Source organism: Microbacterium sp. LTA6 (genome assembly GCF_045690355.1).
Taxonomy (GTDB): domain Bacteria; phylum Actinomycetota; class Actinomycetes; order Actinomycetales; family Microbacteriaceae; genus Microbacterium.
Genome location: NZ_CP147855.1, coordinates 149,809 through 172,692 on the forward strand (window position 1 = coordinate 149,809; position 22,884 = coordinate 172,692).

General features: G+C 69.0%; 18 protein-coding genes. 10 read left to right on the forward strand and 8 right to left on the reverse strand.

Going from position 1 to position 22,884, the window contains the following annotated elements; translation table 11 throughout:
- Positions 1-68 precede the first annotated feature (68 nt).
- From LTA6_RS00720 to LTA6_RS00740, 5 genes are read right to left on the reverse strand one after another with little or no spacing between them, the layout of a single operon-like run.
- Positions 69-1,409, reverse strand: a complete 1,341-nt coding sequence (locus LTA6_RS00720; RefSeq protein WP_341975521.1) for a BNR repeat-containing protein — start codon at positions 1,407-1,409, stop codon at positions 69-71.
- Between the two features lie 13 nt (positions 1,410-1,422).
- Entirely contained in the window at positions 1,423-2,331 is a 909-nt protein-coding gene (locus tag LTA6_RS00725) for a mannonate dehydratase (protein WP_407358434.1), read from the reverse strand.
- 44 nt (positions 2,332-2,375) lie between these two features.
- Positions 2,376-3,077, reverse strand: coding sequence for an RraA family protein (locus LTA6_RS00730; RefSeq protein WP_341975523.1), 702 nt, complete (start codon positions 3,075-3,077; stop codon positions 2,376-2,378).
- A 51-nt stretch (positions 3,078-3,128) separates the two neighbouring features.
- Complete coding sequence (locus tag LTA6_RS00735; protein WP_341975524.1) at positions 3,129-3,854, reverse strand: SDR family oxidoreductase; 726 nt, start codon at positions 3,852-3,854, stop codon at positions 3,129-3,131.
- Entirely contained in the window at positions 3,851-6,631 is a 2,781-nt protein-coding gene (locus LTA6_RS00740; RefSeq protein WP_341975525.1) for a glycosyl hydrolase 2 galactose-binding domain-containing protein, read from the reverse strand. Before LTA6_RS00740 ends, LTA6_RS00735 begins: the two co-directional genes overlap by 4 nt.
- Positions 6,632-6,681: 50 nt before the next feature.
- Here LTA6_RS00740 and LTA6_RS00745 point away from each other — a divergent pair, with 50 nt between their 5' ends.
- From LTA6_RS00745 to LTA6_RS00755, 3 genes are read left to right on the forward strand one after another with little or no spacing between them, the layout of a single operon-like run.
- Positions 6,682-7,863 carry a Gfo/Idh/MocA family oxidoreductase gene (locus tag LTA6_RS00745; RefSeq protein ID WP_341975526.1) on the forward strand — a complete coding sequence of 394 codons (1,182 nt, stop codon included), beginning with the start codon at positions 6,682-6,684 and terminating at the stop codon, positions 7,861-7,863.
- Between the two features lie 41 nt (positions 7,864-7,904).
- Positions 7,905-8,597 carry a sugar phosphate isomerase/epimerase gene (locus LTA6_RS00750; protein ID WP_341978497.1) on the forward strand — a complete coding sequence of 231 codons (693 nt, stop codon included), beginning with the start codon at positions 7,905-7,907 and terminating at the stop codon, positions 8,595-8,597.
- Positions 8,594-9,697 carry a Gfo/Idh/MocA family oxidoreductase gene (locus tag LTA6_RS00755; protein WP_341975527.1) on the forward strand — a complete coding sequence of 368 codons (1,104 nt, stop codon included), beginning with the start codon at positions 8,594-8,596 and terminating at the stop codon, positions 9,695-9,697. Before LTA6_RS00750 ends, LTA6_RS00755 begins: the two co-directional genes overlap by 4 nt.
- Positions 9,698-9,737: 40 nt before the next feature.
- Here LTA6_RS00755 and LTA6_RS00760 read toward each other — a convergent pair whose 3' ends face one another.
- The gene (locus LTA6_RS00760; protein ID WP_341975528.1) at positions 9,738-10,175 is read right to left on the reverse strand and encodes an Lrp/AsnC family transcriptional regulator; all 438 of its coding nucleotides are present in this window, start codon (positions 10,173-10,175) and stop codon (positions 9,738-9,740) included.
- 151 nt (positions 10,176-10,326) lie between these two features.
- On the opposite strand from LTA6_RS00760, the gene pdhA reads away from it, so the two are divergent.
- Genes pdhA through paaZ form a run of 7 tightly spaced genes read left to right on the forward strand, consistent with a single transcriptional unit; the run spans position 10,327 to position 18,753 of the window.
- Positions 10,327-11,430 carry a pyruvate dehydrogenase (acetyl-transferring) E1 component subunit alpha gene (gene pdhA / locus LTA6_RS00765; RefSeq protein ID WP_341975529.1) on the forward strand — a complete coding sequence of 368 codons (1,104 nt, stop codon included), beginning with the start codon at positions 10,327-10,329 and terminating at the stop codon, positions 11,428-11,430.
- On the forward strand, positions 11,427-12,461 hold the full coding sequence (locus LTA6_RS00770) for a transketolase C-terminal domain-containing protein (protein ID WP_341975530.1): 1,035 nt from the start codon (positions 11,427-11,429) through the stop codon (positions 12,459-12,461). The genes pdhA and LTA6_RS00770 overlap by 4 nt, the downstream gene beginning before the upstream one ends.
- The gene (locus LTA6_RS00775; RefSeq protein ID WP_341975531.1) at positions 12,458-13,873 is read left to right on the forward strand and encodes a dihydrolipoamide acetyltransferase family protein; all 1,416 of its coding nucleotides are present in this window, start codon (positions 12,458-12,460) and stop codon (positions 13,871-13,873) included. Before LTA6_RS00770 ends, LTA6_RS00775 begins: the two co-directional genes overlap by 4 nt.
- Positions 13,873-15,081, forward strand: a complete 1,209-nt coding sequence (locus LTA6_RS00780; RefSeq protein ID WP_341975532.1) for an acetyl-CoA C-acyltransferase — start codon at positions 13,873-13,875, stop codon at positions 15,079-15,081. The genes LTA6_RS00775 and LTA6_RS00780 overlap by 1 nt, the downstream gene beginning before the upstream one ends.
- The gene (locus LTA6_RS00785) at positions 15,078-15,812 is read left to right on the forward strand and encodes an enoyl-CoA hydratase/isomerase family protein (protein WP_341975534.1); all 735 of its coding nucleotides are present in this window, start codon (positions 15,078-15,080) and stop codon (positions 15,810-15,812) included. Before LTA6_RS00780 ends, LTA6_RS00785 begins: the two co-directional genes overlap by 4 nt.
- Complete coding sequence (locus LTA6_RS00790; RefSeq protein WP_341975535.1) at positions 15,809-16,699, forward strand: 3-hydroxyacyl-CoA dehydrogenase family protein; 891 nt, start codon at positions 15,809-15,811, stop codon at positions 16,697-16,699. The genes LTA6_RS00785 and LTA6_RS00790 overlap by 4 nt, the downstream gene beginning before the upstream one ends.
- Complete coding sequence (gene paaZ / locus LTA6_RS00795) at positions 16,696-18,753, forward strand: phenylacetic acid degradation bifunctional protein PaaZ (protein WP_341975536.1); 2,058 nt, start codon at positions 16,696-16,698, stop codon at positions 18,751-18,753. Before LTA6_RS00790 ends, paaZ begins: the two co-directional genes overlap by 4 nt.
- Positions 18,754-18,768: 15 nt before the next feature.
- Here paaZ and LTA6_RS00800 read toward each other — a convergent pair whose 3' ends face one another.
- On the reverse strand, positions 18,769-20,883 hold the full coding sequence (locus LTA6_RS00800) for a RecQ family ATP-dependent DNA helicase (protein WP_341975537.1): 2,115 nt from the start codon (positions 20,881-20,883) through the stop codon (positions 18,769-18,771).
- A 259-nt stretch (positions 20,884-21,142) separates the two neighbouring features.
- Complete coding sequence (ptsP, locus tag LTA6_RS00805; RefSeq protein WP_407359235.1) at positions 21,143-22,873, reverse strand: phosphoenolpyruvate--protein phosphotransferase; 1,731 nt, start codon at positions 22,871-22,873, stop codon at positions 21,143-21,145.
- Between the last annotated feature and the right edge of the window lie 11 nt (positions 22,874-22,884).

Below are 22,884 nucleotides of genomic sequence, written 5' to 3' on the forward strand. Positions count from 1 at the left end.
AACAACAGTGTTCTGTTTCAAACACTATGTGCGCAAGAGAACTCAGTCAAGCAGGTGTCCGGCGGTTGTCAGCTCGAGAGTCGGTAGAGCGTCAGCGGTTGCGGGGTCGGCCATTCCGACCGTGGCTGGTCCCGGTTCGGCGACAGCGTCTCCCACCGCAGCACGTACCGGCCATCGCGGGCCTGCCCTCGATCCTCAGCCAGTCGCACCGAGATTTCTGGATAGGCGGACCGCGGCGGACCATCGACCTCGCTGGGGTACCTGGCCGGCACAGGCACCTCCGCGTACGGGAGCAACGACTCGGAGTCGAGCACGATGGATCCACTCGCACCGCGATACTCGTAGTCGAGCCGCATCCGGCCGTCTGCGAGCAGCACCGTGTGGCCCAGACGGATGCCACGGGCGAGCGACCCACCCCCGCCGAACTGCCATCGTCCTCGCCACGCGGTGACCTGTTCGATCTGCCAACCGTCGCCGCTACCTCGGGCGACGAACAGCTGACTGCCGCCGTCTTCGTAGCGGTGGTAGGCGACGACGGGCCGGCCTTCCGCATCGAAGCCGATCTTGTGCAGGCCGTTCAGGAGCCCGCCATGCACGGGCACATCCTCGATCACCACTCCAGCCTGCTCGTACGTCACCGGCAGTACGATCGCCGCACCGGCGCGCGTCTCCCAATGCAGGAGATCCCTGCTGCGCATGTACGACAACCGGCTGTTCGTCGCGGCGTCCGGTGTGTCGCGCCACACCCAGGACACATGGAAGAAGCCATCGGGGCCGAGCTTCGGCTCCTCCGCGTACGCGTTGCGCTGCCCCTCGCCGTCGAACAGCGGACCGGCGAGCAGCGGATGCCACACGCCGCCCTCGTGGTCGTACCGGTAGAAGTAGTTGACTCCATCGCCGCTCGAGCCGTCGCGAAACGTGAAGACCATCGCGCCGTCCGGCGCCGTCAGGAACGCGGGGTAGGTCACGCGGCGCTCGACGGCCGCATTGATCAGCGTCGGTATGCGCTCCAGCGTGGACACGTCACCCGGAACTGCTTCACGGAAATAGACGAGCGGGTCGACGTGCATGTTCCCCGAGACATGGAGGCGACCACCCGCGTCGACCGCCATGACGACGTAATTGTGACTGTCCCACTCGAGCGTGCTGTCCAGAGAGACCCGCTGCCAGGCGTCCGATCCGAGCCGTCGGTGCGCGACCGTCATCACCCGATCGGCGTCGTAGTAGGCGACGTACTGATCCTCGCCGTGGGTGAGCAGCGACTGTCCGACCGCATGACCTGCCCAGGTCTCGTCGATCGGGTACTCAGTCGCGACCTGCAGGCGCTCGGATTCAAGGTCATACGACGCGTTCGGGTGCGGAACACACTCGAGCGGATTCGTCTCGTGCTCTCCGACGACATCACTCACGTTCGACTCCTGTTCACGCACGGGCGGACACCGCCGATTCCCACAACCCTCGCATGTACCCCACCGCATTCAACCTGCCGAGGGTCTCATAGCCCGGATGCGTGTTGTCCTCGCCGTCGAGCGTCGGCACATGATCGGACCGCATCGGTCCGTCGAACCCGATCTCGACATACGCCGCCATCGCCTTCGCCATGTCCGTCTGCCCCTCGTCGTGGAACGTCTCGGTGAACCGGTTCGGCTCCCCGATGACGTCACGGAAGTGCACGAAGCGGATGCGGTCGGCGAACCGGTGGATCGTGCTCGGAACATCGACTCCCATCGTGGAGAACGTCCCCTGGCAGAAGGCGAGCCCCTGTGCGGGACTGTCGCTCAGGTTCATCGCCCGTTCGATCGCGTCCGGTGTCGTCATGATCCGAGCCACGCCGCGATACGAGGCGATGGGCGGGTCATCCGGGTGCAGGGCGAGCTGGATGCCGTACTGCTCCGCGACCGGAACGACAGCGCACACGAAGTACTCATAGTTGGCCCACATCTGCTCCGCGCTGATGAGTTCCTCCTGTTCCTCGAGGTCGTCGACGTCGAAACCGGTCACGAGCGCACCGCCGCGACCGCGTTCGGCCCAGCGGGTTCGTCCCCACCCATGCATCGCCATGAAGTTGTGGCACAGCACCGGTACGCCCAGCTCCGACATCGTCCGGATCAGGCCGTGGATGCGCTCGATCTCCTCGTCGCGACCCGGCAGCCCCTGCTTCACCCGCTCGAACGGCGGGAGAGGTTCGATGACCTCCACAGAGAATCCGGCCTCTCGCACCTCGCGCACCGCCGCGGTGACCGCCGCCGGGTCATCCGGCATGGTGCCGTCTTCGCGTTCCGGCAGTCTGAGCACGGCATGATCGACACCGCATTGGCGCAGCAGCCTCATCAATCGAGGCTGATCGAGTCGCACGTATTCGGCGATCTTGAGCATCAGAGGCGCCCGTACTTCTGATAGACCTCGACCGGGTCCATTCCACTCGCGAAGTCCCGACGCGCATCGTCCTCGCTGGCGACGAGCTTCTCCGTCTTCACCAGCACCTCGACGACGAGCTCGCGTGGAACCACCACGGCGCCGTCGAGATCGCCCATCAGGAAGTCGCCGGGGTTGACCTGCACGACACTCGAGAGAGCGCCACGCAGCGCAATGGGCTTCTGCCACTCGAAGTAGCTCCAGCGCATGTACGCCTCGACCGGGGTGAGATAGCGGACCATCACCGGGAAGTCGCGCTTGAGCAGGAAGCTGGTGTCGCGGCATCCGCCGTCGACGATCGCTCCGATGACTCCGTTCGCGGCGCCAACCGTGGCGTTCATCTCGCCGTAGTGGGCGACCTGGGTGTCGAAGCTGCAGTCGCGCACGTCGAGCAGCGGCACCCCCGTGGCGCGCATGTCATTGAACAGGTGGATGCGGCGATCCCGCATGTCGACGTTGCCCGCCGTGTCGGGGATGCCTTTCACCGTGAACGCCGGACCAGCCAGGATCATGTCCTGCCTGATCGGCTTGATGTCGGTCGCGAGTGCCTGATTCGGGTAGCCGAGTTCGTCGAGCACGTCGTAGATGGCGCCCGAGTAGAGCGCCGCGTAGCGGTTGATGAGCTCGTGGACGTCGGTGCCGTATTCGTAGATGTCGTTCATGTCATTCCATTCCGTCATTGGTGGGTGGGAAGAGTCATCGCCGGTCTGAGGTCATCCGCGGATGGATTGACCGCCATCGACGACGAGCGTCGATCCGGTGACGAAGGATGCGAGGTCGCTGGCGAGGTAGAGCGCCGCCCCGACCACGTCGTCGACTTCGCCGAAGCGTCCGAGCGGTATCGCGGCGAGTGCGATCGCCCGGTGGGTCTCGTCTGCGAGCGCCGCACTGTTGAAGTCGGTGCGGATCGCGCCCGGTGCGATCGCATTGACGCGGATGCCTCGCGGCGCGAGTTCGACGGCCAGCGCTTTCGTCAGCGTCTCGAGCCCGCCCTTGCTCGCCTGGTAGACCGAGTCGCCCGCGAATCCTCGCAACGCGCGGATGGACGAGACGTTGATGATCGACCCTGCGCTCCCCATCAGCGGCACGAGCGCACGGGCGAGGAGGTGCGGCGAACGGAGATTGACGTGCATGATGCGCGCCCATTGATCGTCCGTGACGTCCTCGAGGGGGCGCTTGTCGCTCAGCGCCGCGTTGCTGATGAGCACGTCCGGTACCAGGCCGCGCTCGCGGAGCTCCTCGGCGACGACGCCGGCTGCTTCCGGGTCCCCGAGGTCCACGGTCACGACGTGCGCGAAGCCGACGTCGGGCACCGCGCTCCGGTTCACGGCGACGACAGTCGCTCCTGCAGCGATGCACCCAGCGCCGATCGCGAGCCCGATCCCCCGCCCTGCGCCCGTGATCACGACGGTCTTGCCCTCGAGGAACCGGCCGTTCATGGCGTCGCCCCCGCATTCCAGGCCGAGACACGCAAAGCGGAAGGGTCTGGCTCGCTCGCCGTCGTCGGCGCGCTCACGAATGACGACGCGTGGTGCGTCGGCGTGAGAGTCAGCCCCACCCGCCGCGACTCCCGCGGCTCGAGCCAGAAGTAGTCGTCCTCCGCATCGAGGATCCAGTCAGGATCGCCCCATACCCAGCGCACCAGAACGGCGGGCAACGATCCGACGTTCGTCACCGTCGCGCTTCCGGAGCGGGTCGCACCGGTCGGGGACGGGCCGAACGGCTCGACGCGGTCGAGACGCAACTGCGTGGTGGTGCGCTCGATGAGCGGCCTCAGGGACTGCGCGTGATGCATGGCGGTCGGTACCGGTGCGTCCCGATACGCGCTCCGCACCGCCGGGTCGTCGAGTTCCGCAGAGACCCGCAGCACACGTGTGGCACGCGCGCGGGACACGCTTGCGTCCATGAAGTCGGCGACGACGAAGAGGTACGCGGCGGACGCCGGCACCTCGAACTCGAACGATGGGAACGCCGAGACGGCGAGCGGACGATCGACGGTGCAGTGCAGCACGAGCTTCTCGTCGTAGATCCGCACCTGCAGGTCGCCGCGGGCGAGGATATCCTCGTCGGCATCCCGGTTCACCCCGATCGTCAGCGGTACCCGCTCGCCCGCGGCGAGCGCCTCGTAAGGACAGCGCACGGCAAGGGCGAGGGGTGCGTAGCTGCGACGAATCGCGGAGTGGGCGATCGTCAGACGCCCGGAGTGATCGATCACCTGCATCCCGACCGATGGCCACGGTCTGCTGAACACCCAGGGCATCACCATCGTCGAGTCGACATCGGACGCCCGGAAGTCGGCGGCCACGGTCTCGTAGATCTCGGCCGCACCGAGTTGCACGGCTTCCACGAACCGCTCCGTCGACGCCGAGGAGAGGTCGTCGAAGATGCGAGCACGATCGAGCATCCGTGGAATGCGGCTCGGGTTGAACTCCGCCCAGTGATGGCGGAGCGTCGGATGGCTGTGTTCGAAATGCGATGGGTCCGACGAGTCGAGCGCTGCGGGTGCCAGCGCCGCCTCCGACTCCGGCAGGAATTCGCGCAGGCTCTCGAACGCCGGAAGGCTGTGCCCGCCCCACTCGGTGAGTGCCGGAGCGTGGCGGTAGAGCGCGAGATACCAGGGCGTATCGAAATCGAGGTAGGGGTGCACATCTCCGGCGTCGGAGCAGGAACGCACGAACGGTCGGTGGCGGTCGAGATCGGCCACTGAGCGCTCCATGATGCCGACGGCCGCCGCGTTGGAGGGAAGGTACGGATCGAACTCGTTGCCTCCGCACCAGACGACAAGACTCGGGTGAGTGCGCAGTCGCTGGATGCTCCACACGACCTGCTGTTCCCACACGTCGAGCGGCAGGCCTTCGCAGTGATAGTCGGTGTTGAGCGGGAAGTCCTGCCACACCATCAGGCCGAGCTCGTCGCAGATCTCGTAGAACTCGTCGGTCTCGATCAGGCCGCCACCCCAGACCCGGACGATCTGCACACCCGACTCCTGAGCGAGACGGAGGAAGTGCCGGTACTTGTCGACGCTCAGGTGCAGGAGATCCAGCGGCATCCAGTTCATTCCGCGCAGGGATGTCTCGACCCCGTTGATCCGCGGCGACCAGTCGAGCCAGTGCTCGGCGGTGCGCGGAGCCGACGAGCGGGTGAGCTCGAACTCGCGAACGCCGACCGACATGCTGAGCCGGTCGCGGACGGCACCCGATTGCTCCAGTGCGATCGTCAGCGCGTACAGCGCCGGATCGCCGAGCCCGCTCGGCCACCAGAGCCGAGGCGCACGGATATCGAGCGCATGTCTGACCCATTGGCGTCCACGACGGAGGTCGACGCGCTGGGAACCCTCGGCGACGATCTCCCCGTCGTCGTCGCGGAGCGTGAGGCGCAGGATCGCCGGTTCCGCCTCCCGATCGACGAAGCGCGGGTCATCCAGCGGCGGGAACTGCCCGTATCGCGTGACGAATGCGAGGTCTGGCGACACATCGGAGCGCACGACCTCGAGCTCGACCTCGATCGACGCCGAGCCGTCCGTCTGAATCCGCGTGGCGATCTCCGGGCGTTCGAGGCGGTACCCCGCGGTGGCGACCAGGCGAACCGGGCGCCAGATCCCGGTGGTCATCAGGTCGGGATTGTTGATCCAACGGCTGTAGGTCTCCGCTTTGACGAGGCGGCCCGACTCGCCCGCCTGCTTTCCTCGGCCGGTTCCGGCCGGCGTGATCGCGACCACGATCTCGTGCGTTGCACCGGGCCCGCGAAGGAACCCGCTCACGTCGATCGCCGGGCCACCGAAGGCACCGAAGTGCTCATCGACGCGCACCCCGTCGACCCAGACCGTCGCATCGTGGTCGATGCCGTCGAACACGAGGTCGATCCTCTCCGCGTCCGCTGCCCAGTTCGTCGGCAACTCGACCGTCGTGCGATACCACCAGACTCGCTCCTCCATCCAGAGGTAGTCGGAGCTGTTCTTCCCGATGTAGGGGTGCGGGCCCAGTCCTGCGCGGAACCATTGCCACTGGATCATGGCCTGCGGCTCGACCGCGTGCCACTCCAGGCGGTCGAGGTCTGCGAAAGCCTCACCGAGGTCCTTCGTCGGCGCGCCATGTGCGAGCTGCCACCGGTCGAGAACGAGCTGCGCGCCCTCGCCGCGAGGCCACACGTAGAGCGGCTGCAGTGCGGTGTTCTGCGATCCGGGAGAATTCGACGCCTGATGTACCATAATGAACATCAACTTATCGATATGTTTGAAATAGAACAAGTTGAACGTGGGGATGAATGATGAGATCAACGACGAGACCGACGCGAGTCGCGATCGCCGGCCTGCACGGCTACGGTGCCGTGCACATCGAGCAGATCGCGCGGATGGGGCCGTCCGTCCGACTCGTGGCCGTCGCCGACCCCCTCCCCCCTTCACCCGGCTCCCTGCCCGCCGCAACGGCCGTCTACACCGACCTCGATGTGCTGCTCTCGTCGGTCCCCGACATCGACGTGGTCATCATCGCCACCCCGCTGGACACCCACTTCGATCTCGCGGCACGCGCGCTGCGTGCCGGAGCTGACGTCTACCTCGAAAAGCCTCCTGTCACATCGATCAGCGATTTCGATCGGCTCCTCGACCTGGAGCGCACGAGTGAAGGATCGATCCAAGTCGGGTTCCAGGGCCTCGGTCTGCACGACTCCCCTGCGTTCCTCGAGGCCATCGAGGAGATCGGCGAGGTCACCGCCATCGGGGCGATCGGTCTCTGGCAGCGTCCGGACGCGTACTGGAACAGGTCTCGGTGGGCGGGACGACGCGTGCTCGATGGCATCGACATCGTCGACGGCGTGGTGACGAACCCGTTCGCACACGCCATCGCTTCGGCGCTGCACCTCGCCGGGGTGCGGGACCGCACCGAGATCGCGCGCATCGACGTCGACCTGTATCGCGCCAACCCGATCGAGTCCGATGACACCTCCGTCGTGCGCATCCGGACCGCACACGGCGTCACGATCACGGGCGCGTTCACGCTGTGCGCCGCGGATCCGGTCGAGCCGGTCCTCGAGGTCATGGGCTCAGCGGGGTCGCTCCGATTCCACTACACCGCCGACCGGATAGAGCGCTCCGACGGCACGATCACCCGACTTGAACGGCGCAGCCTCCTCGAGAACCTCATCGCCCATCGGGGCGACAGACGGATCGACCTGCTCTCCCCGCTCCGCGCGAGCGCCCCTTTCATGGCGGTCCTCGACAGGATCCGGTCAGCGGCGGCACCGATGCCTATCCCTCGGGAATTCCTCAGCCGCCTCGACGAGACCACGACCATCGTGACGGACATCGCCGGCTGGATCGCGCTCGCCGTCGCCGAGCACGCCACATTCGCCGAGCTCGGCGCCCCCTGGACTGAAAACCCTGCCGACGCGCCGAGCCGAGAACGCCCCGCCTTCGCCGCAACCGCCGACCAGCTTCGAGGAGCACTGTGAGCACGTCCCGCCTGTCCCTGCAGCTCTACACCGTGCGAGAGATGCTCGCCACCGATCTTCCCGGCACCCTTCGGAGAATCGCCGACATCGGCTTCACGCAGGTCGAACCATACAATTTCACTGCTTTTCCCGAACTGGGTCGCGGCCTCGCCGCGGCGGGCCTCGCCGCGCCGACAGCGCACGCGCACTTCATCGAAGTCGACCCGCGACCGGTCTTCGCCGCGGCCCGTGAACTCGGGATCGAGACCGTGATCGAGCCTCAAGTGACCGCCGAACGATGGCAGACCGCAGACGACGTGGCCGATATCGCTGCGCGTCTGAATGCGACGGCGAAGACCGCCGCGGAGTATGGCATCCGGATCGGCTATCACAACCACGCGCACGAACTGAAGCTCATCGACGGTTCGCCCGCCCTCGAGCTTCTCGCGGAGAGGCTCGACGACACGGTCTCGCTCGAGCTCGATGCCTACTGGGTGATCGTCGGCGGACAGGACCCTGTCGATCTGCTGCGGAAGCTCGGCGAACGGGTGGTCGCGCTGCACGTCAAAGACGGCCCCGGCACGTCCGACCCCCGTGACCAGGTGGCCGTCGGCAACGGAACGCTGCCGATCGCGGCGATCCTCGACGCTGCCCCCGAGGCGCTCCGAGTGATCGAGCTCGACGATTCTCGTGGCGACCGGTTCACGGCTGTCGTCGACAGCCACGCGTTCTTGACGTCGCTGGGCGTGCAATGAGTCCTCAGGATCCCCTGCGGGTCGGCATCGTCGGCGCCGGGGTGATCAGCAGTGAGTACCTCGAGAACCTGACGGCGTTTCCCGGTCTCGACGTCGCCTTCGTCGCCGACCTCGATCTCGAGCGCGCCCGCGAGCAGGCGCAGGCGCATCGGGTGCGCGCGAGCGGCTCCGTCGACGATCTCCTCTCCCGCGATGAGATCGATCTCGTCGTCAACCTGACGATCCCCGCGGCCCACGTCGCCGTCACGCGCGCTGCGCTGCACGCCGGAAAGCATGTCTGGGTGGAGAAGCCCTTCGCCCTCGACCTCGCGAGCGGACGGTCGCTTCTCGACGAGGCCCATCGGCTCGGCCTCCGCATCGGGTCGGCACCGGACACCTTCCTCGGTGCGGGACTCCAGACAGCGCTGCGGACGATCGCGGCCGACGGGATCGGGACTCCGCTGACCGCACTCGCCGTCATGCAGTCTCCGGGGCCCGACCTCTGGCATCCGCACCCGGAGTTCCTGTTCCAGGAGGGCGCCGGTCCGTTGTTCGACATCGGACCCTATTACTTCACCGCCCTCGTGCAGGCCTTGGGACCTGCACGCCGGGTGATGGCGACGTCGGCCACCGCGCGACCGATCAGGACCGTCCGTTCCGGCCCGAGAGCCGGCACCGAATTCCCAGTGACGGTGCCGACGCATCACGGCGGCCTGATCGAGTTCGAGGGCGGCGCGTCGGCGCAGTTCCTTCTCAGCTTCCAGTCCCACCTCAAGCGTGCCGGCGTTCTGGAGATCGCCGGCACACACGGCACGCTGGTACTGCCTGATCCGAATGCTTTCCATGGGGATTCGACGCTCTACGACGACGCCCACCCGAGCGGAAAAATCATCGCCGCCTCGGGGGTGACGTCGACACGAGGCATCGGAGTCGCGGAGCTCGCGCAGTCGATCCGAGACGGGCGCCGGGCGCGCGCATCCGGCGAGCAGGCGCTGCATGTCCTCGACATCATGAGCGCGATCGCCGAGTCGGCCGACGAACGACGCCCCGTCCTCGTCGAAAGCACCTGCGAACCGCAGATGGCACTCCCCGAGACATGGGATCCCCGCAGACCAAGATGACTGCAGCGCCCGATCGGTGCTCTTCCGGTGCGCGCGGAGATCAGTTCCTCGAGAAGTCCTCGAAGATGAGCGTGGTGCGGGTGGAGCGAATCGAGGGGATCGCCTGGATGTCCTCCAGCACGATCCGGCGGAGGTCGCGGGCATCGCGGGCGCGCACCAGCAGGATGACATCGAAGTCGCCGCCGACGAGCGCCATGTGCTCCACCTCGGGGATCGCCTGCAGGCGATCGCGGACGTCCTGCCACGTCGCCTGCTCGATCGCGAGGGTCACGTACGCCGAGGCGTGATGCCCGAGCAGCACAGGATCGGTGCGCACCGTGTACCCGGTGATGATGCCGGCATCGGTGAGTCGCTTGATGCGCGCATGCGCCCCCGCACGTGAGACATGCACGGCGTCGGCGATGGCCGTCATCGACGCACGCGCGTCGCGCTGCAGCATCCGCAGGATCGCGTGATCGGTGTCATCAAGCTCAGTCATGGCCGCCCTTCGAAACGACATCGGATGCTGACAGTCTGCACCAGGTGCGCACTGTTATCGAGCAATCGTCCAGAACTAGCTCAACCTGGCTGGACGACTGCATCCGTTCGGCGCATGCTGGGCGTATCACGTTCGGCAAGGAAGGCGACCGATGAACGACGAAGCCCTGCTCCCCCGGGACACCCCGGTGCAGCTCATCGATCCCGACGGCCGCCCCGTCGAGGATGCGCAGTACTCCGTGTCGAGCACGGACGTGCTGCTGCACGCCTACCGCGGACTCGTCGAGGCGCGGCGCATCAACGACCAGTGCACGGCGCTGGTACGACAGGGCCGTCTCGCGGTGTATCCGTCGTCGCACGGCCAGGAGGCCTGCCAGGTCGGTGCGTCCCTCCTGCTCGGCGAGCACGACTGGCTCTTCCCGACGTATCGGGACTCCGTCGCGATCATCGCCCGCGGGGTGGAGCCCGCCGACGCCATGGTGCTCCTCAAGGGAGACTGGCACTCCGGATACGACCCGCGGCAATATCGGGTCGCTCCGCAGGCGACTCCCCTCGCCACCCAGCTCCTGCATGCTGTCGGATTCGCGCACGCGGCGAAGATGCGCGGTGAGGACACGGTCGTCATGGCCCTGTGCGGCGACGGCGCCACGAGCGAAGGCGATTTCCACGAGGCGATGAACTTCGCTGCCGTCTTCCAGGTGCCGGTGGTGTTCTTCGTGCAGAACAACGAGTTCGCGATCTCGGTGCCGCTCTCGCGCCAGACCGCCGCGCCCTCGCTCGCGCACAAGGCGATCGGCTACGGGATGCCGGGACAACGCGTCGACGGCAACGACACGGCCGCCGTGCTCGCGGTGCTCGGCGAGGCGGTCTCCCGAGCGCGATCGGGCGGCGGGCCGTCGCTCGTCGAGGCGCACACCTATCGCATGCAGGCGCACACCAACGCCGACGACGACACCCGCTACCGGGAACGCGCGGAGGTCCAGGCGTGGGTCGCCCGCGATCCGCTGGTGCGGTTGCAGACATACCTGCGCGCGCAGGGAGTGCTCGACGAGGCCGCCGAAGACGCGCTCGCCGCCGGTGCAGAGGAGATCGCCGCCGAGCTTCGTCGTGTGATGAACGCCGACGCCGACCTCGACCCCGAAGACCTCTTCCGGTTCGTGCGAGCGGAACGCTCGCCGCAGCTCGACGAGCAGTGGAACCTGCTGAAGGGCGAGATCGACCGCGACCAGTTGACCGACGCCGGAGGTGCGCGATGACCATCACCCATGACGACACGCGCGTGGAGGATGCCGTGACGACCGCGACGACGCAGACGATGACGATGGCCGCCGCCCTGAATCGGGCGCTCGCCGACGCGCTGGCCGAGGATCCTTCTGTTCTGGTCTTCGGCGAAGACGTCGGTGCGCTCGGCGGAGTCTTCCGGATCACCGACGGACTCACCGCTCGCTTCGGCGAGGAACGCTGCTTCGACACCCCGCTCGCCGAGGCCGGCATCGTGGGCACCGCCGTCGGAATGGCGATGAACGGGATGCGCCCGGTCGTCGAGATGCAGTTCGACGCGTTCGCCTACCCCGCCTTCGAGCAGATCGTCAGCCACGTCGCCAAACTCGGCAACCGCACCAGGGGTGCGATCCGGATGCCGATGGTCATCCGCATCCCGTTCGGCGGCGGCATCGGCGGTGTGGAGCATCACTGCGACTCCTCCGAGGCGTACTACGCGCACACGCCCGGTCTCACCGTCGTCGCACCCTCGACTCCGCAGGACGCGTACTCGCTGCTGCGCGCCGCGATCGCCTCAGCCGATCCGGTCGTCTTCCTCGAGCCGAAGAAGCTGTACTGGTCCAAAGGCGAGGTGGACACCAGCATCCGCACCCCGCTCGACACGGCGCAGGTCGTGCGCGACGGCACCGACGTCACGCTTCTCGCCTACGGCGCGGCGGTCCCACTCGCGCTGGAGGCGGCCGCGGCGGCAGCCGAAGACGGACGCAGCGTGCAGGTCGTCGATGTGCGCTCGCTGTCACCCTTCGACGACGCGACGGTGACGGCGGCGGTACGCTCGACCGGTCGCGCCGTCGTGATCGCCGAGGCCCCCGGGTACGTCTCGGTGGCATCCGAGATCCAGGCGCGGGTGTTCGAGCGCTGCTTCGAATACCTCGCGGCTCCCGTGCGCAAAGTCACCGGCTTCGACGTGCCGTTCGCGCCGCCGAAGCTCGAACACTGGTACCTGCCCGATGTCGATCGGGTGCTGGATGCCATCGACTCGCTGCACTGGGATGAGGACGCATGAGCACGCTCACGACGCACGTGTTCCGCCTGCCGGATCTCGGCGAAGGTCTCACCGAGGCCGGCCTCGTGCAGTGGCTCGTCGCCGTCGGCGACACGATCGCCACGGACCAGCCGATCGCCGAAGTGGAGACGGCCAAGAGCGTGGTGGAGTTGCCGTCCCCGTTCGCCGGTGTCGTGACCGCGCTGCACGGCGAGGCCGGCGACACGATCGACGTCGGTGCGCCGGTGCTGGAAGTGGCGGATGCCGCGGCTCCCGCCGTCCCCCGGTCGTTGAGCGAGCGAAGCGAGACGAAACGCGCCGATCCGGCGCATGAGCATGGCGAGCACGAGGCCTACCGCGAGGAGGAGCGCGCCGGCTCCGGCAACGTCCTCATCGGGTACGGGACCTCTGAGCGCTCGGCGAAGGGGCGACGTCGTCGTGTCTCGGCCGCCGCTGCCGTACCCCCCGAGGTCGTCGAGCCGGCCGTCGTCGAGACCCAACAGGTCGATCCCGACGCATCTGCTCTCGATGCCCGCCGCCCGGTGGCCGTCCGCTCCCCCCTGGTCCGGCGCCTCGCCCGCGATCTCGGCCTCGACGTGCACGCAATCGCTCCCACCGGCCCCGACGGGGCGATCACCCGTGCCGACGTTCTGCGCGCAGCCGTCGACCATGCTGTGGACGGCGTCGCCACGCACCACCGCGTCGCAGACCCCGCATCCCTCGGCGAAGTCGATGGCCTTCCGATCCGTTCCCGCGAGCGGATGTCGCCGCTGCGCAAGGCGGTGAGCGCCAAGCTCACCCGAAGCCGTTCGGAGATCCCGGAGGCGACCGTCTGGGTCGACGTCGACGCCACCGCTCTCTGGGAACTGCGCGCCCAGATGGCCCCCGAGGGCGGAAAGGCGCCGTCGATCACGGCGCTGATCGCCCGCTTCGTGCTGCTCGCGCTCGAGGATTACCCGGTGCTGGCATCTCGCCTGAGCGAAACCGGCGAAGAACTGATCTCCTTCGACGGCGTGAACCTCGGCGTCGCCGCCGACACCGAACGGGGCCTGATGGTTCCCGTCATCCCGCGGGCGCACGCCCTGAGCGTCGAACAGCTCGACGCGGCGCTGCGGGAACTCAGCGCGACCGCGCGCGCGGGTGCGATGCCGTCGGATCGACTGCGCGGCTCGACGTTCACCCTGAACAACTACGGCGGTCTCGGCGTCGACGGTTCGGCCGCGATCATCAACCATCCCGACGTCGCGATCCTCGGGATCGGTCGGATCATGGAGCGTCCCTGGGTCGTCGAGGGCCAGATCGTCGCCCGCCGCATCGCCCAGCTCTCGCTGGTGTTCGACCACCGCGTCTGCGACGGCGGTTACGCGGCCGGGTTCCTGCGCCGCGTCACCGAGCTCATCGAGCATCCGCTCCGCGCCTTCGGGAGGGTCTGATGCCCGGTCAGCGGGATGCGACGACCGACGTGTTCCTGGTCGGCGGAGTGCGCACCCCGATCGGACGATACGGCGGCGCGCTGGCTGCGGTGCGGGCAGATGATCTGGCCGCGCTGGTCGTGCGGGAAGCCGTCGTCCGTGCGGGCATCCCCGACACCGCGATCGACGAGGTGATCCTCGGAGCCGCGAACCAGGCCGGCGAGGACAACCGCAACGTCGCCCGGATGGCCGTGCTGCTCGCGGGACTGCCGGACACGATCCCCGGGATCACCGTCAACCGCCTCTGCGCATCGGGAATGTCGGCGATCGCGATGGCTGCGCAGGCGATCCGTGCCGGCGATGCCGACATCATGGTCGCCGGCGGCGTCGAATCGATGACACGTGCGCCCTGGGTGCAGGCGAAGCCGGATCGCGCCTGGGCGAAACCCGGCGAGGCCTTCGACACATCCATCGGCTGGCGATTCACCAACCCGCGGCTCGCCGCACGCGACAAGGCGACGTTCTCGATGCCGGAGACCGCGGAGGAGGTGGCTCGCCGCGACGGGATCACTCGGGCGGATGCAGATGCCTTCGCCCTGCAGAGTCAGCAGCGCGCCGTCGCCGCGATCGATGCGGGCCGCTTCGCGGCCGAGATCGTCGGGGTTCCGACTCGCACCGGAGAGGTGAGGATCGATGAAGGCCCCCGCCGCGACACGAGCCTTGAGGCGCTGGCCGCGCTGCGCCCGGTGGTTGCGGGTGGCGAAGTCGTCACGGCCGGCAACTCGAGCTCCCTCAACGACGGCGCCTCGGCGATCGTCGTCGCCAGCGCGGACGCCGTCCGCCGCCACGGCCTCGTCCCGCGCGCCCGCATCGTGACCGCGACGTCCGCGGCTCTGGCCCCGGAGATCATGGGGCTGGGACCGGTGCCCGCGACGGAGAAGGCGTTGCAGCGCTCCGGCATTCAGGTCGCCGACATCGGCGCCGTCGAGCTCAACGAGGCCTTCGCGACGCAGTCGCTCGCCTCGATGCGCCGTCTCGGTCTGGACCCGGCGATCGTCAACCGCGATGGTGGCGCGATCGCGCTCGGTCACCCCCTCGGCTCGAGCGGATGCCGGATCGTCGTGACACTCCTCGGTCGGATGGAGCGCGAGGATGCCGGAATCGGACTCGCCACGATGTGCGTCGGCGTCGGCCAGGGCACCGCAATGATCGTGGAGCGCGTCCGATGAGCCTGCATATCGACGAGCGCGAAGACCGCGTCATCGCCACGCTGGATCGCCCGGAGAAGCGGAACGCGATCGATCAGGACATGATCGACGCACTGCACGCGCTGTGCGCGACTCTCGAGGAGAACCCGCGCACGCTGATCCTCACCGGGTCGAACGGTGTCTTCGCCGCCGGCGCCGATATCGCTCAACTCCGCGAGCGCACCGCCACCGACGCCCGGAAGGGCATCAACGCGATGGCGTTCATCCGTATCCGCGAACTGCCGATGCCGGTGATCGCGGCGATCGACGGCTACGCGCTCGGCGGCGGCGCCGAGCTCGCCTACGCCGCCGACATCCGCATCGCCACCCCCGCACTGAAGATCGGCAACCCGGAGACCGGCCTCGGGATCATCGCCGCAGCCGGCGCGACGTGGCGACTGCCCGAGATCGTCGGCGAGGCCAGGGCGAGCGAGCTGCTGCTCACCGGCCGCTCCCTCGGCGCGGATGAGGCACTGGCCTGGGGACTCGTCTCGGCGGTCCACCCGGCAGACGAGATCCTCGACGCCGCGAACGCCATCGCCGACCGCGTCGTCGCGAACGACCCCCTGGCCACGCAGCACACGAAGCGCGCGCTGCGCGCTGCGCGCGCCGAGCATCCGGCGATCGAGTTCGAACTGCAGGCCGAACTGTTCGAGTCCGCGTCGAAGTACCAGCGGATGACCGACTTCCTGGAAAGGCGAGCACGACGATGACCACCGAAAATCCGGCAGCCCCTTCCCACGTCGGCGTCCTCGGCGGCGGGCGGATGGGCGCGGGCATCGCCCACGCCTTCCTGCTCGCCGGCGCTCGTGTCCGTGTCGTCGAGCGGGACACGGCAAGCGCGGAAGCCGCCTCCGAGCGCATCGTCGAAAGCATCGGCCGCTCTGTGGAACGCGATAGCGCCCTCGACGCTTCGGAGATCCTCGGACGCCTGGAGTGCGGCGCGGACTACGCCGCATTCGGCGCCTGCGACCTCGTGGTCGAGGCGGTACCGGAGGACCGTGCGCTGAAGGAGGCGTCGCTGGCCAGCGTCGAGGCGGCGATGCCCCAGACCGCGGTGCTCGCATCCAACACCTCCTCCATATCCATCGACGACCTCGCCGCGGGCCGCGGAAAGCCTGAGCGCTTTCTCGGGCTGCACTTCTTCAACCCCGTCCCGGCCTCGCGCCTGGTCGAGATCGTTCAGGGCGCGACGACGGATCCGGCCATCGTGGAAGCGGCCAGGGACTGGGTGCGCGCCCTCGGCAAGACGCCGATCGTGGTGCGGGACTCCCCCGGCTTCGCATCCTCCCGCCTGGGCGTGATGCTCGGACTGGAGGCAATCCGGATGCTCGAGGAGGGCGTCGCGAGCGCGGAGGACATCGATACGGCGATGACGCTCGGGTACCGGCATCCGATGGGCCCGCTGCGCACGACCGACATCGTCGGGCTGGACGTGCGGCTCGGCATCGCCGAAGAGTTGGCCGCCACGCTGGGACCGCGCTTCGAGCCACCGCCCCTGCTGCGCACGATGGTCGCCGATGGCCGACTCGGCCGCAAGAGCGGTGAAGGCTTCTACACATGGACTTCTGCTCCGGCAGAGAATGGAAACGGACGATGAGCGACATCCTGCCCAGCTACGTCGAGGGAAGCTGGTGGACCCCCACCTCACCGCAGAAGACGACGGAGGTGCGCGACGCGTCGACCGGCGAGATCGTCACCCGCGTGAGCACCGAGGGCCTTGATCTCGGCGCCGCCCTGGAGCATGCTCGCACGGTCGGGCAGGCGAGTCTCGGAGCGCTCACATTCCACCAGCGCGCGGTGCTGCTCAAGCAGTTCGCGCTGGCGCTGACCGAACGCAAGTCCGAGCTCTACGCGATCTCCGCGCGCACGGGAGCCACCAAGACCGACTCCTGGGTCGACATCGACGGCGGCATCGGTGTGCTCTTCTCCTACTCCGGAAAGGGGCGGCGCGAGCTGCCGAACGCCCAGGTCTACGTCGACGGACCGGTGGAGCCGCTGTCCAAGGACGGCTCATTCCTCGGTCGGCATATCTACACCCGGCTCACCGGCACGGCGGTGCAGATCAACGCCTTCAACTTCCCGGTGTGGGGGTCGCTGGAGAAGTTCGCCCCCGCCTTCCTCGCCGGCATGCCGACGCTCGTGAAGCCGGCGACGCCGACCGGCTACCTGGCCGAGGCGTTCGTGCGGATCCTCGTCGAGTCCGGCCTGCTTCCCGATGGTTCGCTGCAGCTCGTGAGCGGCAGCGTGCCCGATCTCTTCGACCACCTGCGCCTCGGCGACATCGTCGGCTTCACCGGCAGCGCCTCGACGGCCGAATCGCTGCGCGCGCACCGTGCGGTGCAGACCGGCGGCGTCCGGTTCACCGCCGAGACCGACTCGATCAACGCCTCGGTGCTCGGCACCGATGCCGTCGACGGCACACCCGAATTCGATGCCTATGTGCGCCAGCTCGTCACGGAGATGACGACGAAGGCTGGGCAGAAATGCACCGCGATCCGGCGGGCGATCGTCCCGACGGCATCGGCGGATGCGGTGATCGCAGCCGTACGCGCACGCATCGCCGAGAAGGTCGTGCTCGGCGACCCGCGCGCAGAGGGCGTCACGATGGGACCGCTGGCGTCGACGGCGCAGCGCGATGAAGTGCTGCGCCAGGTGCGGAAGCTGGCGGATGCCGGCGGACGCGTCGTGGTGGGCACCACGGAGGCTCCGGACGTGCGTCGCGAAGACGGCACCACCGGTCCCGTGGCCGACGGTGCCTTCGTCTCGCCCGTCCTGCTGCGGTTTGACGATGCATCCGCGGAGGCCGTGCACACGGTCGAGGCTTTCGGCCCGGTGTCGTCGCTGCTCACCTACGACACCACCGCCGAAGCCGCGGCTCTCGTCGCCCGCGGCGGCGGTTCGCTGGTGACCAGCATCGCGACGCACGACCCGCTGCAAGCGGTGCAACTCGCGAGCGCGATCGCGCCGTTCAACGGCCGGATGCTCCTGCTCGACCGCGATGACGCCCGCTCGTCCACCGGTCACGGATCCCCGCTGCCGAACCTCGTGCACGGCGGCCCAGGGCGGGCCGGCGGCGGCGAGGAGCTGGGCGGCATCCGCGCGGTGCTGCACCACATGCAGCGCACCGCCGTGCAGGGTTCCCCGGAGATGCTCACCGCGCTCACGGGGGTCTGGCATGCCGGCGCCGCCGCCCACAGCGAGGGGCGGCATCCGTTCCGCAAGTCGCTCGCGGAACTCCGCATCGGCGACCAGATCGTCTCGGCATCGCGTGAGGTGACGCTCGACGACATCGAGACGTTCGCGCATTTCACCGGCGACACGTTCTACGCGCACATGGACGAAGAAGCGGCCGCGGCGAACCCCTTCTTCCCCGGACGGGTCGCGCACGGCTACCTGCTCGTGTCCTGGGCTGCGGGACTCTTCGTCGATCCCGAGCCCGGCCCGGTGCTCGCGAACTACGGCCTGGAGAATCTGCGCTTCCTCACTCCGGTGTCGCCGGGCGACAGCATCCGCGTCGATCTGACCGCCAAGCAGATCACCCCGCGTGAGACCGACGAATACGGCGAGGTGCGCTGGGATGCCGTCATCCGCAACCAGGAGGACGAGACCGTCGCGACGTACGACGTGCTGACGCTGGTATCGAAGGAGTAGCAGACCGAGCGGAGATCAACCGCGAAGCGCGAGGACGAACGGCAGGACCTCGGTCGCGCCGGCCTGCCGGAGGATGCGGGCGGCGACGGTCAACGTCCATCTGCTGTCGGCCTGGTCGTCCACGAGCAGCACCGGTCCCGGTGGAATATCGAGCCCCTCCGCGGTGAAGCGATCCCAGAGTCCGGCGAGCCGGAACGCGCTGTTGCCTCCTGGCTGACCCGTCGGGCCGCCGGCCACCGGTTGGAGCGCGCCGATGAACGGAAGGCGCCCGACCTCGGCGAGCCCGCGAGCGAGGGAGTCGACCAACAGCGGGCGCGACCTCGACGGCATGGCGACGACGGCGACCGGGCGCTCGGCCCAGCCCCACTCGGCGAGCACCCGCACGCACCCGGCGAGCACCTGCGGCGACACGGGCGCATCGGCGACTCCTGCCGCGAACAGCTCGCGCAGGGTGCCGCCCCAGCCGAGATCGGTGAGGCGCGCCAGCGCCCGGCCCTCGCCGGCCTGCTCGGCGGGGCCGATCCGCCCCTTGACCGGCGCTCCGAGCCGATCGGCGCCGGTCGGCCACTGACGACGCGGGTCGATGGCGACGCCGACCCGGTCGAGCGATTCGGCGGCCGTCGCGTTCGCCGTCGCCTCGATGTCGGTGGGGAACCAGGTTCCGGCGCAGTTGTCGCACCGCCCGCAGGGTACGGCAGTGTCATCGTCGAGGGAACGCTGGAGGAACTCCATGCGGCATCCGTCGGTCTGCTCGTAGTCGATCATGTGCTGCTGCTCCGCCACGCGCTCGGCCGCGATGCGCGCGTAGCGTTCGGCGTCGTAGGCCCAGGGCTCACCGGTGGCGACCCAACCGCCCTGCACCCGGCGCACGGCACCATCGACATCGAGCACCTTCAGCAGCAGTTCCAGCGGCGTCCGCCGGATGTCGACCATCGCCTCGAGCGCCGGTGTCGAGACCGGCGCGTCGCCGAGCGCGGCGATCACTCGCTCGGCGCGCTCCTGGTCGGGCATCGACGCGGTCGCGAAGTAGTGCCAGATGTCGCGGTCCTCGGTGCCGGGAAGCAGGAGCACGTCGGCGCTGTCGCTCGCACGCCCGGCACGGCCGACCTGCTGGTAGTACGCGACAGGTGACGACGGGGCTCCGAGATGCAGCACGAACCCGAGGTCGGGCTTGTCGAAGCCCATGCCGAGCGCGCTCGTGGCGACGAGAGCCTTCACCTCGTTGCGCTTCAGCATCCCCTCGGACTCCTCGCGCTCGTCAGTGTCGGTCTGCCCCGTGTAAGCGCGGACTTCGTGGCCGCGTTCGCGCAGAAGACGCGCGGTGTCGACGGCCGCCGCCACGGTGAGCGTGTAGATGATCCCGGAACCGGGCAGGTCATCGAGGTGACTGAGCAGCCATGCCAGTCGGCTCGGAGAGTTCGGCAGGCGCAGCACCCCCAGGCGCAGGGATGCCCTGGCGAGCGGCCCGCGGATGGTGAGCACGTCGGCGTCTTCACCGGTGCCGGTGCCGAGCTGCTCCGCGACATCGGCCACGACGCGGCTGTTCGCCGTCGCCGTGGTGGCGAGCACAGGCACCTCGGCCGGCATCTGCGCGATGAGGTCGCGGAGCCGCCGGTAGTCGGGACGGAAGTCGTGCCCCCAGTCACTGATGCAGTGCGCCTCGTCGACGACGAGCATGCCGATGCGCCTCACGAGGGCGGGCAACTGCTGCTCGCGGAACGCGGGATTGTTGAGCCGCTCCGGCGACACCAGCAGCACGTCGACCTCGTCGCGGTCGAGCTGCGCCAGCACGTCGGCCCACTCATGGGCATTCGTCGAGTTGATCGCCACCGCTCGCACCCCGGCCCGCTCGGCGGCGGCGATCTGGTCGCGCATGAGCGCGAGCAGGGGCGAGACGAGCACGGTGGGGCCGGCCCCCTGCCGGCGCAGCAGCAGGGTCGCGACGAAGTACACCGCGGACTTGCCCCAGCCGGTGCGCTGCACGACGAGCGCACGGCGGCGTCCCACGACCAGCGCCTCGATCGCCTCGTACTGCCCGTCGTGGAAGTCGGCGTCGGGGCGTCCGACGAGTTCACGCAGCGCGGCCAGGGCAGCGCTGCGTGTGTCAGCGGGAGGCGTGGGGGAGGTCATGTCCCCACTCTGCCTCACGCGACCGACATGTCCCTCCGGCTCGGAGTTGCGGAGACGCCCGGCTCAGGCCGCGAGGGGACCCAGATGGCCGCATCCGGCCCATCGAGGCGACAAACTGCGACCCCGCCCCACAGCGAGGGGTCGCAGTTGGTCGCATCCCGCGTATCGACGCGGCAAACTGCGTCCCCTCCCCGAGATGACGGCCCCAGATGGAGATCGCGCGCCGAGGCCAAGTTCCACTGGCCAGGACTACCCGAAGTCAGCCGCGCTGTGTCGCCCCGGCCAGCACTGCGGATGCGGCGGCGCGAGCATCCGCAGCCGAGGACGCCGCGAGAACGACGTCGGCGGCCCTGCGGCAGGCCTCTTCCGTCGCATCGGCGAGTGCTGCGGCGACGCGACCCAGAGCCCGCGGGGTCATCGACAGGCTCGTCGCGCCGAGGCCGACCAGCACCGGCGCGAGTGCGGGGTCTCCCCCGGCCTCGCCGCAGACGCCGACGGGCTTCCCGGCCGCGCGCCCCGCGGCCCCCACGGCTCCGATGAGGCGCAGCACCGCCGGCTGCCACGGGTCGTTGAGATCGCCCAGATCGCTGAGCAGCCGATCGGCGGCCATCGTGTACTGGGCCAGATCATTGGTGCCGATGCTCACGAAGTCGACGACGTCGAAGAGTTCGGCCGCCAACAGCGCGGCCGAGGGCGTCTCGATCATGATGCCGACCCGTTCGAGGCCGGCTTCCCGGCACCGGGCGGCGAAGTCGCGCGCTTCGTCGACTGTCGACACCATCGGCGCCATCACCTCGACCTGCGCCGACTCCGACGACGCAGCGAGCGCCAGGGCACGCAGCTGATCGTCGAGCAGCGCCGGCGAACGGCGGGCGATGCGCAGTCCGCGCACGCCGAGCGCCGGGTTGTCCTCGTGGTCGGCGTTCGCGAACGGCAGCGGCTTATCGCTGCCGGCGTCGAGCGTGCGCACGACGACCTTGCGCCCCCCGAACGCGGCGAGCACTCCACGATATGCGGCGACCTGCTCATCGACGGTCGGGGCATCGTTGCGGTCGAGGAAGCAGAACTCCGTGCGGAAGAGTCCGACGCCCTCGGCGTGCGCGGTGGCGGCCGCCCCGGCATCCGTCGCCCCTCCGACATTGGCGAGCAGCGGGATCGCCCGGCCGTCGGCCAGCGCCCCGGCGCCGTCGAACGCGACGACCACGGACGCCGCTCTGGCATCTTCGATGCGCGATTCCACGGGATCGATCTCGACGGTGCCGCGGTCTCCGTCGACGAGGACGGTCATCCCCGCCGGGATCCCGGCGGCTTCGGCCACGCCGACCACGGCCGGCAGTCCGAGGGAGCGCGCGATGATCGCGGTGTGCGAGGTCGGGCCGCCCTGCTCCGTCACCAGGGCGACGCACCGACCACCCTCGAGCGCAGCGGTGTCGGCCGGCGCGAGGTCTGTGGCGACGAGCACGAAGGGCTCATCGCGCACGGGAATCCCCGGCATCTCGAGGTCGAGGATCTCGGCGACGATGCGGTCGCGCACGTCGCGGATGTCGGCCGCGCGCTCCGCCATCCGTCCGCCGAGCGCCGCGAGTCCGCGTTCGTGCGCAGCCGCGGTCTCCCAGACGGCTCGCGCGGCGGTCAGCCCCTTCGTGCGCACGAGAGCGGTCGCCTCCGAGACCAGCTCGGGATCGGATGCCAGCAGCCGGGACGCGTCGAGGATCGCCCGCGCTTCACCCGAGGCATCCGCGGTGCGAGAGCGCAGCTCGTCGGCGACGGCCACCGCCGCCCACTCGATGCTCATCGCCTCGGCGGCGCGCTCGGCGGCCGCAATCACGACACCGCTCTCGGGCTCGGGGATGGAGGGCGCAAGATGCACGACGGATGCCGCGGCCACCCCCGCACTCACGCCGCGCCCGCGCAGCACCGTGCCGGAGGCGATCGGGGCCGACTGCTTCGGCGCCGTCGGCGCCGATGGGGCCGACACGCGCTCCGGCATGTCCGTCCCCT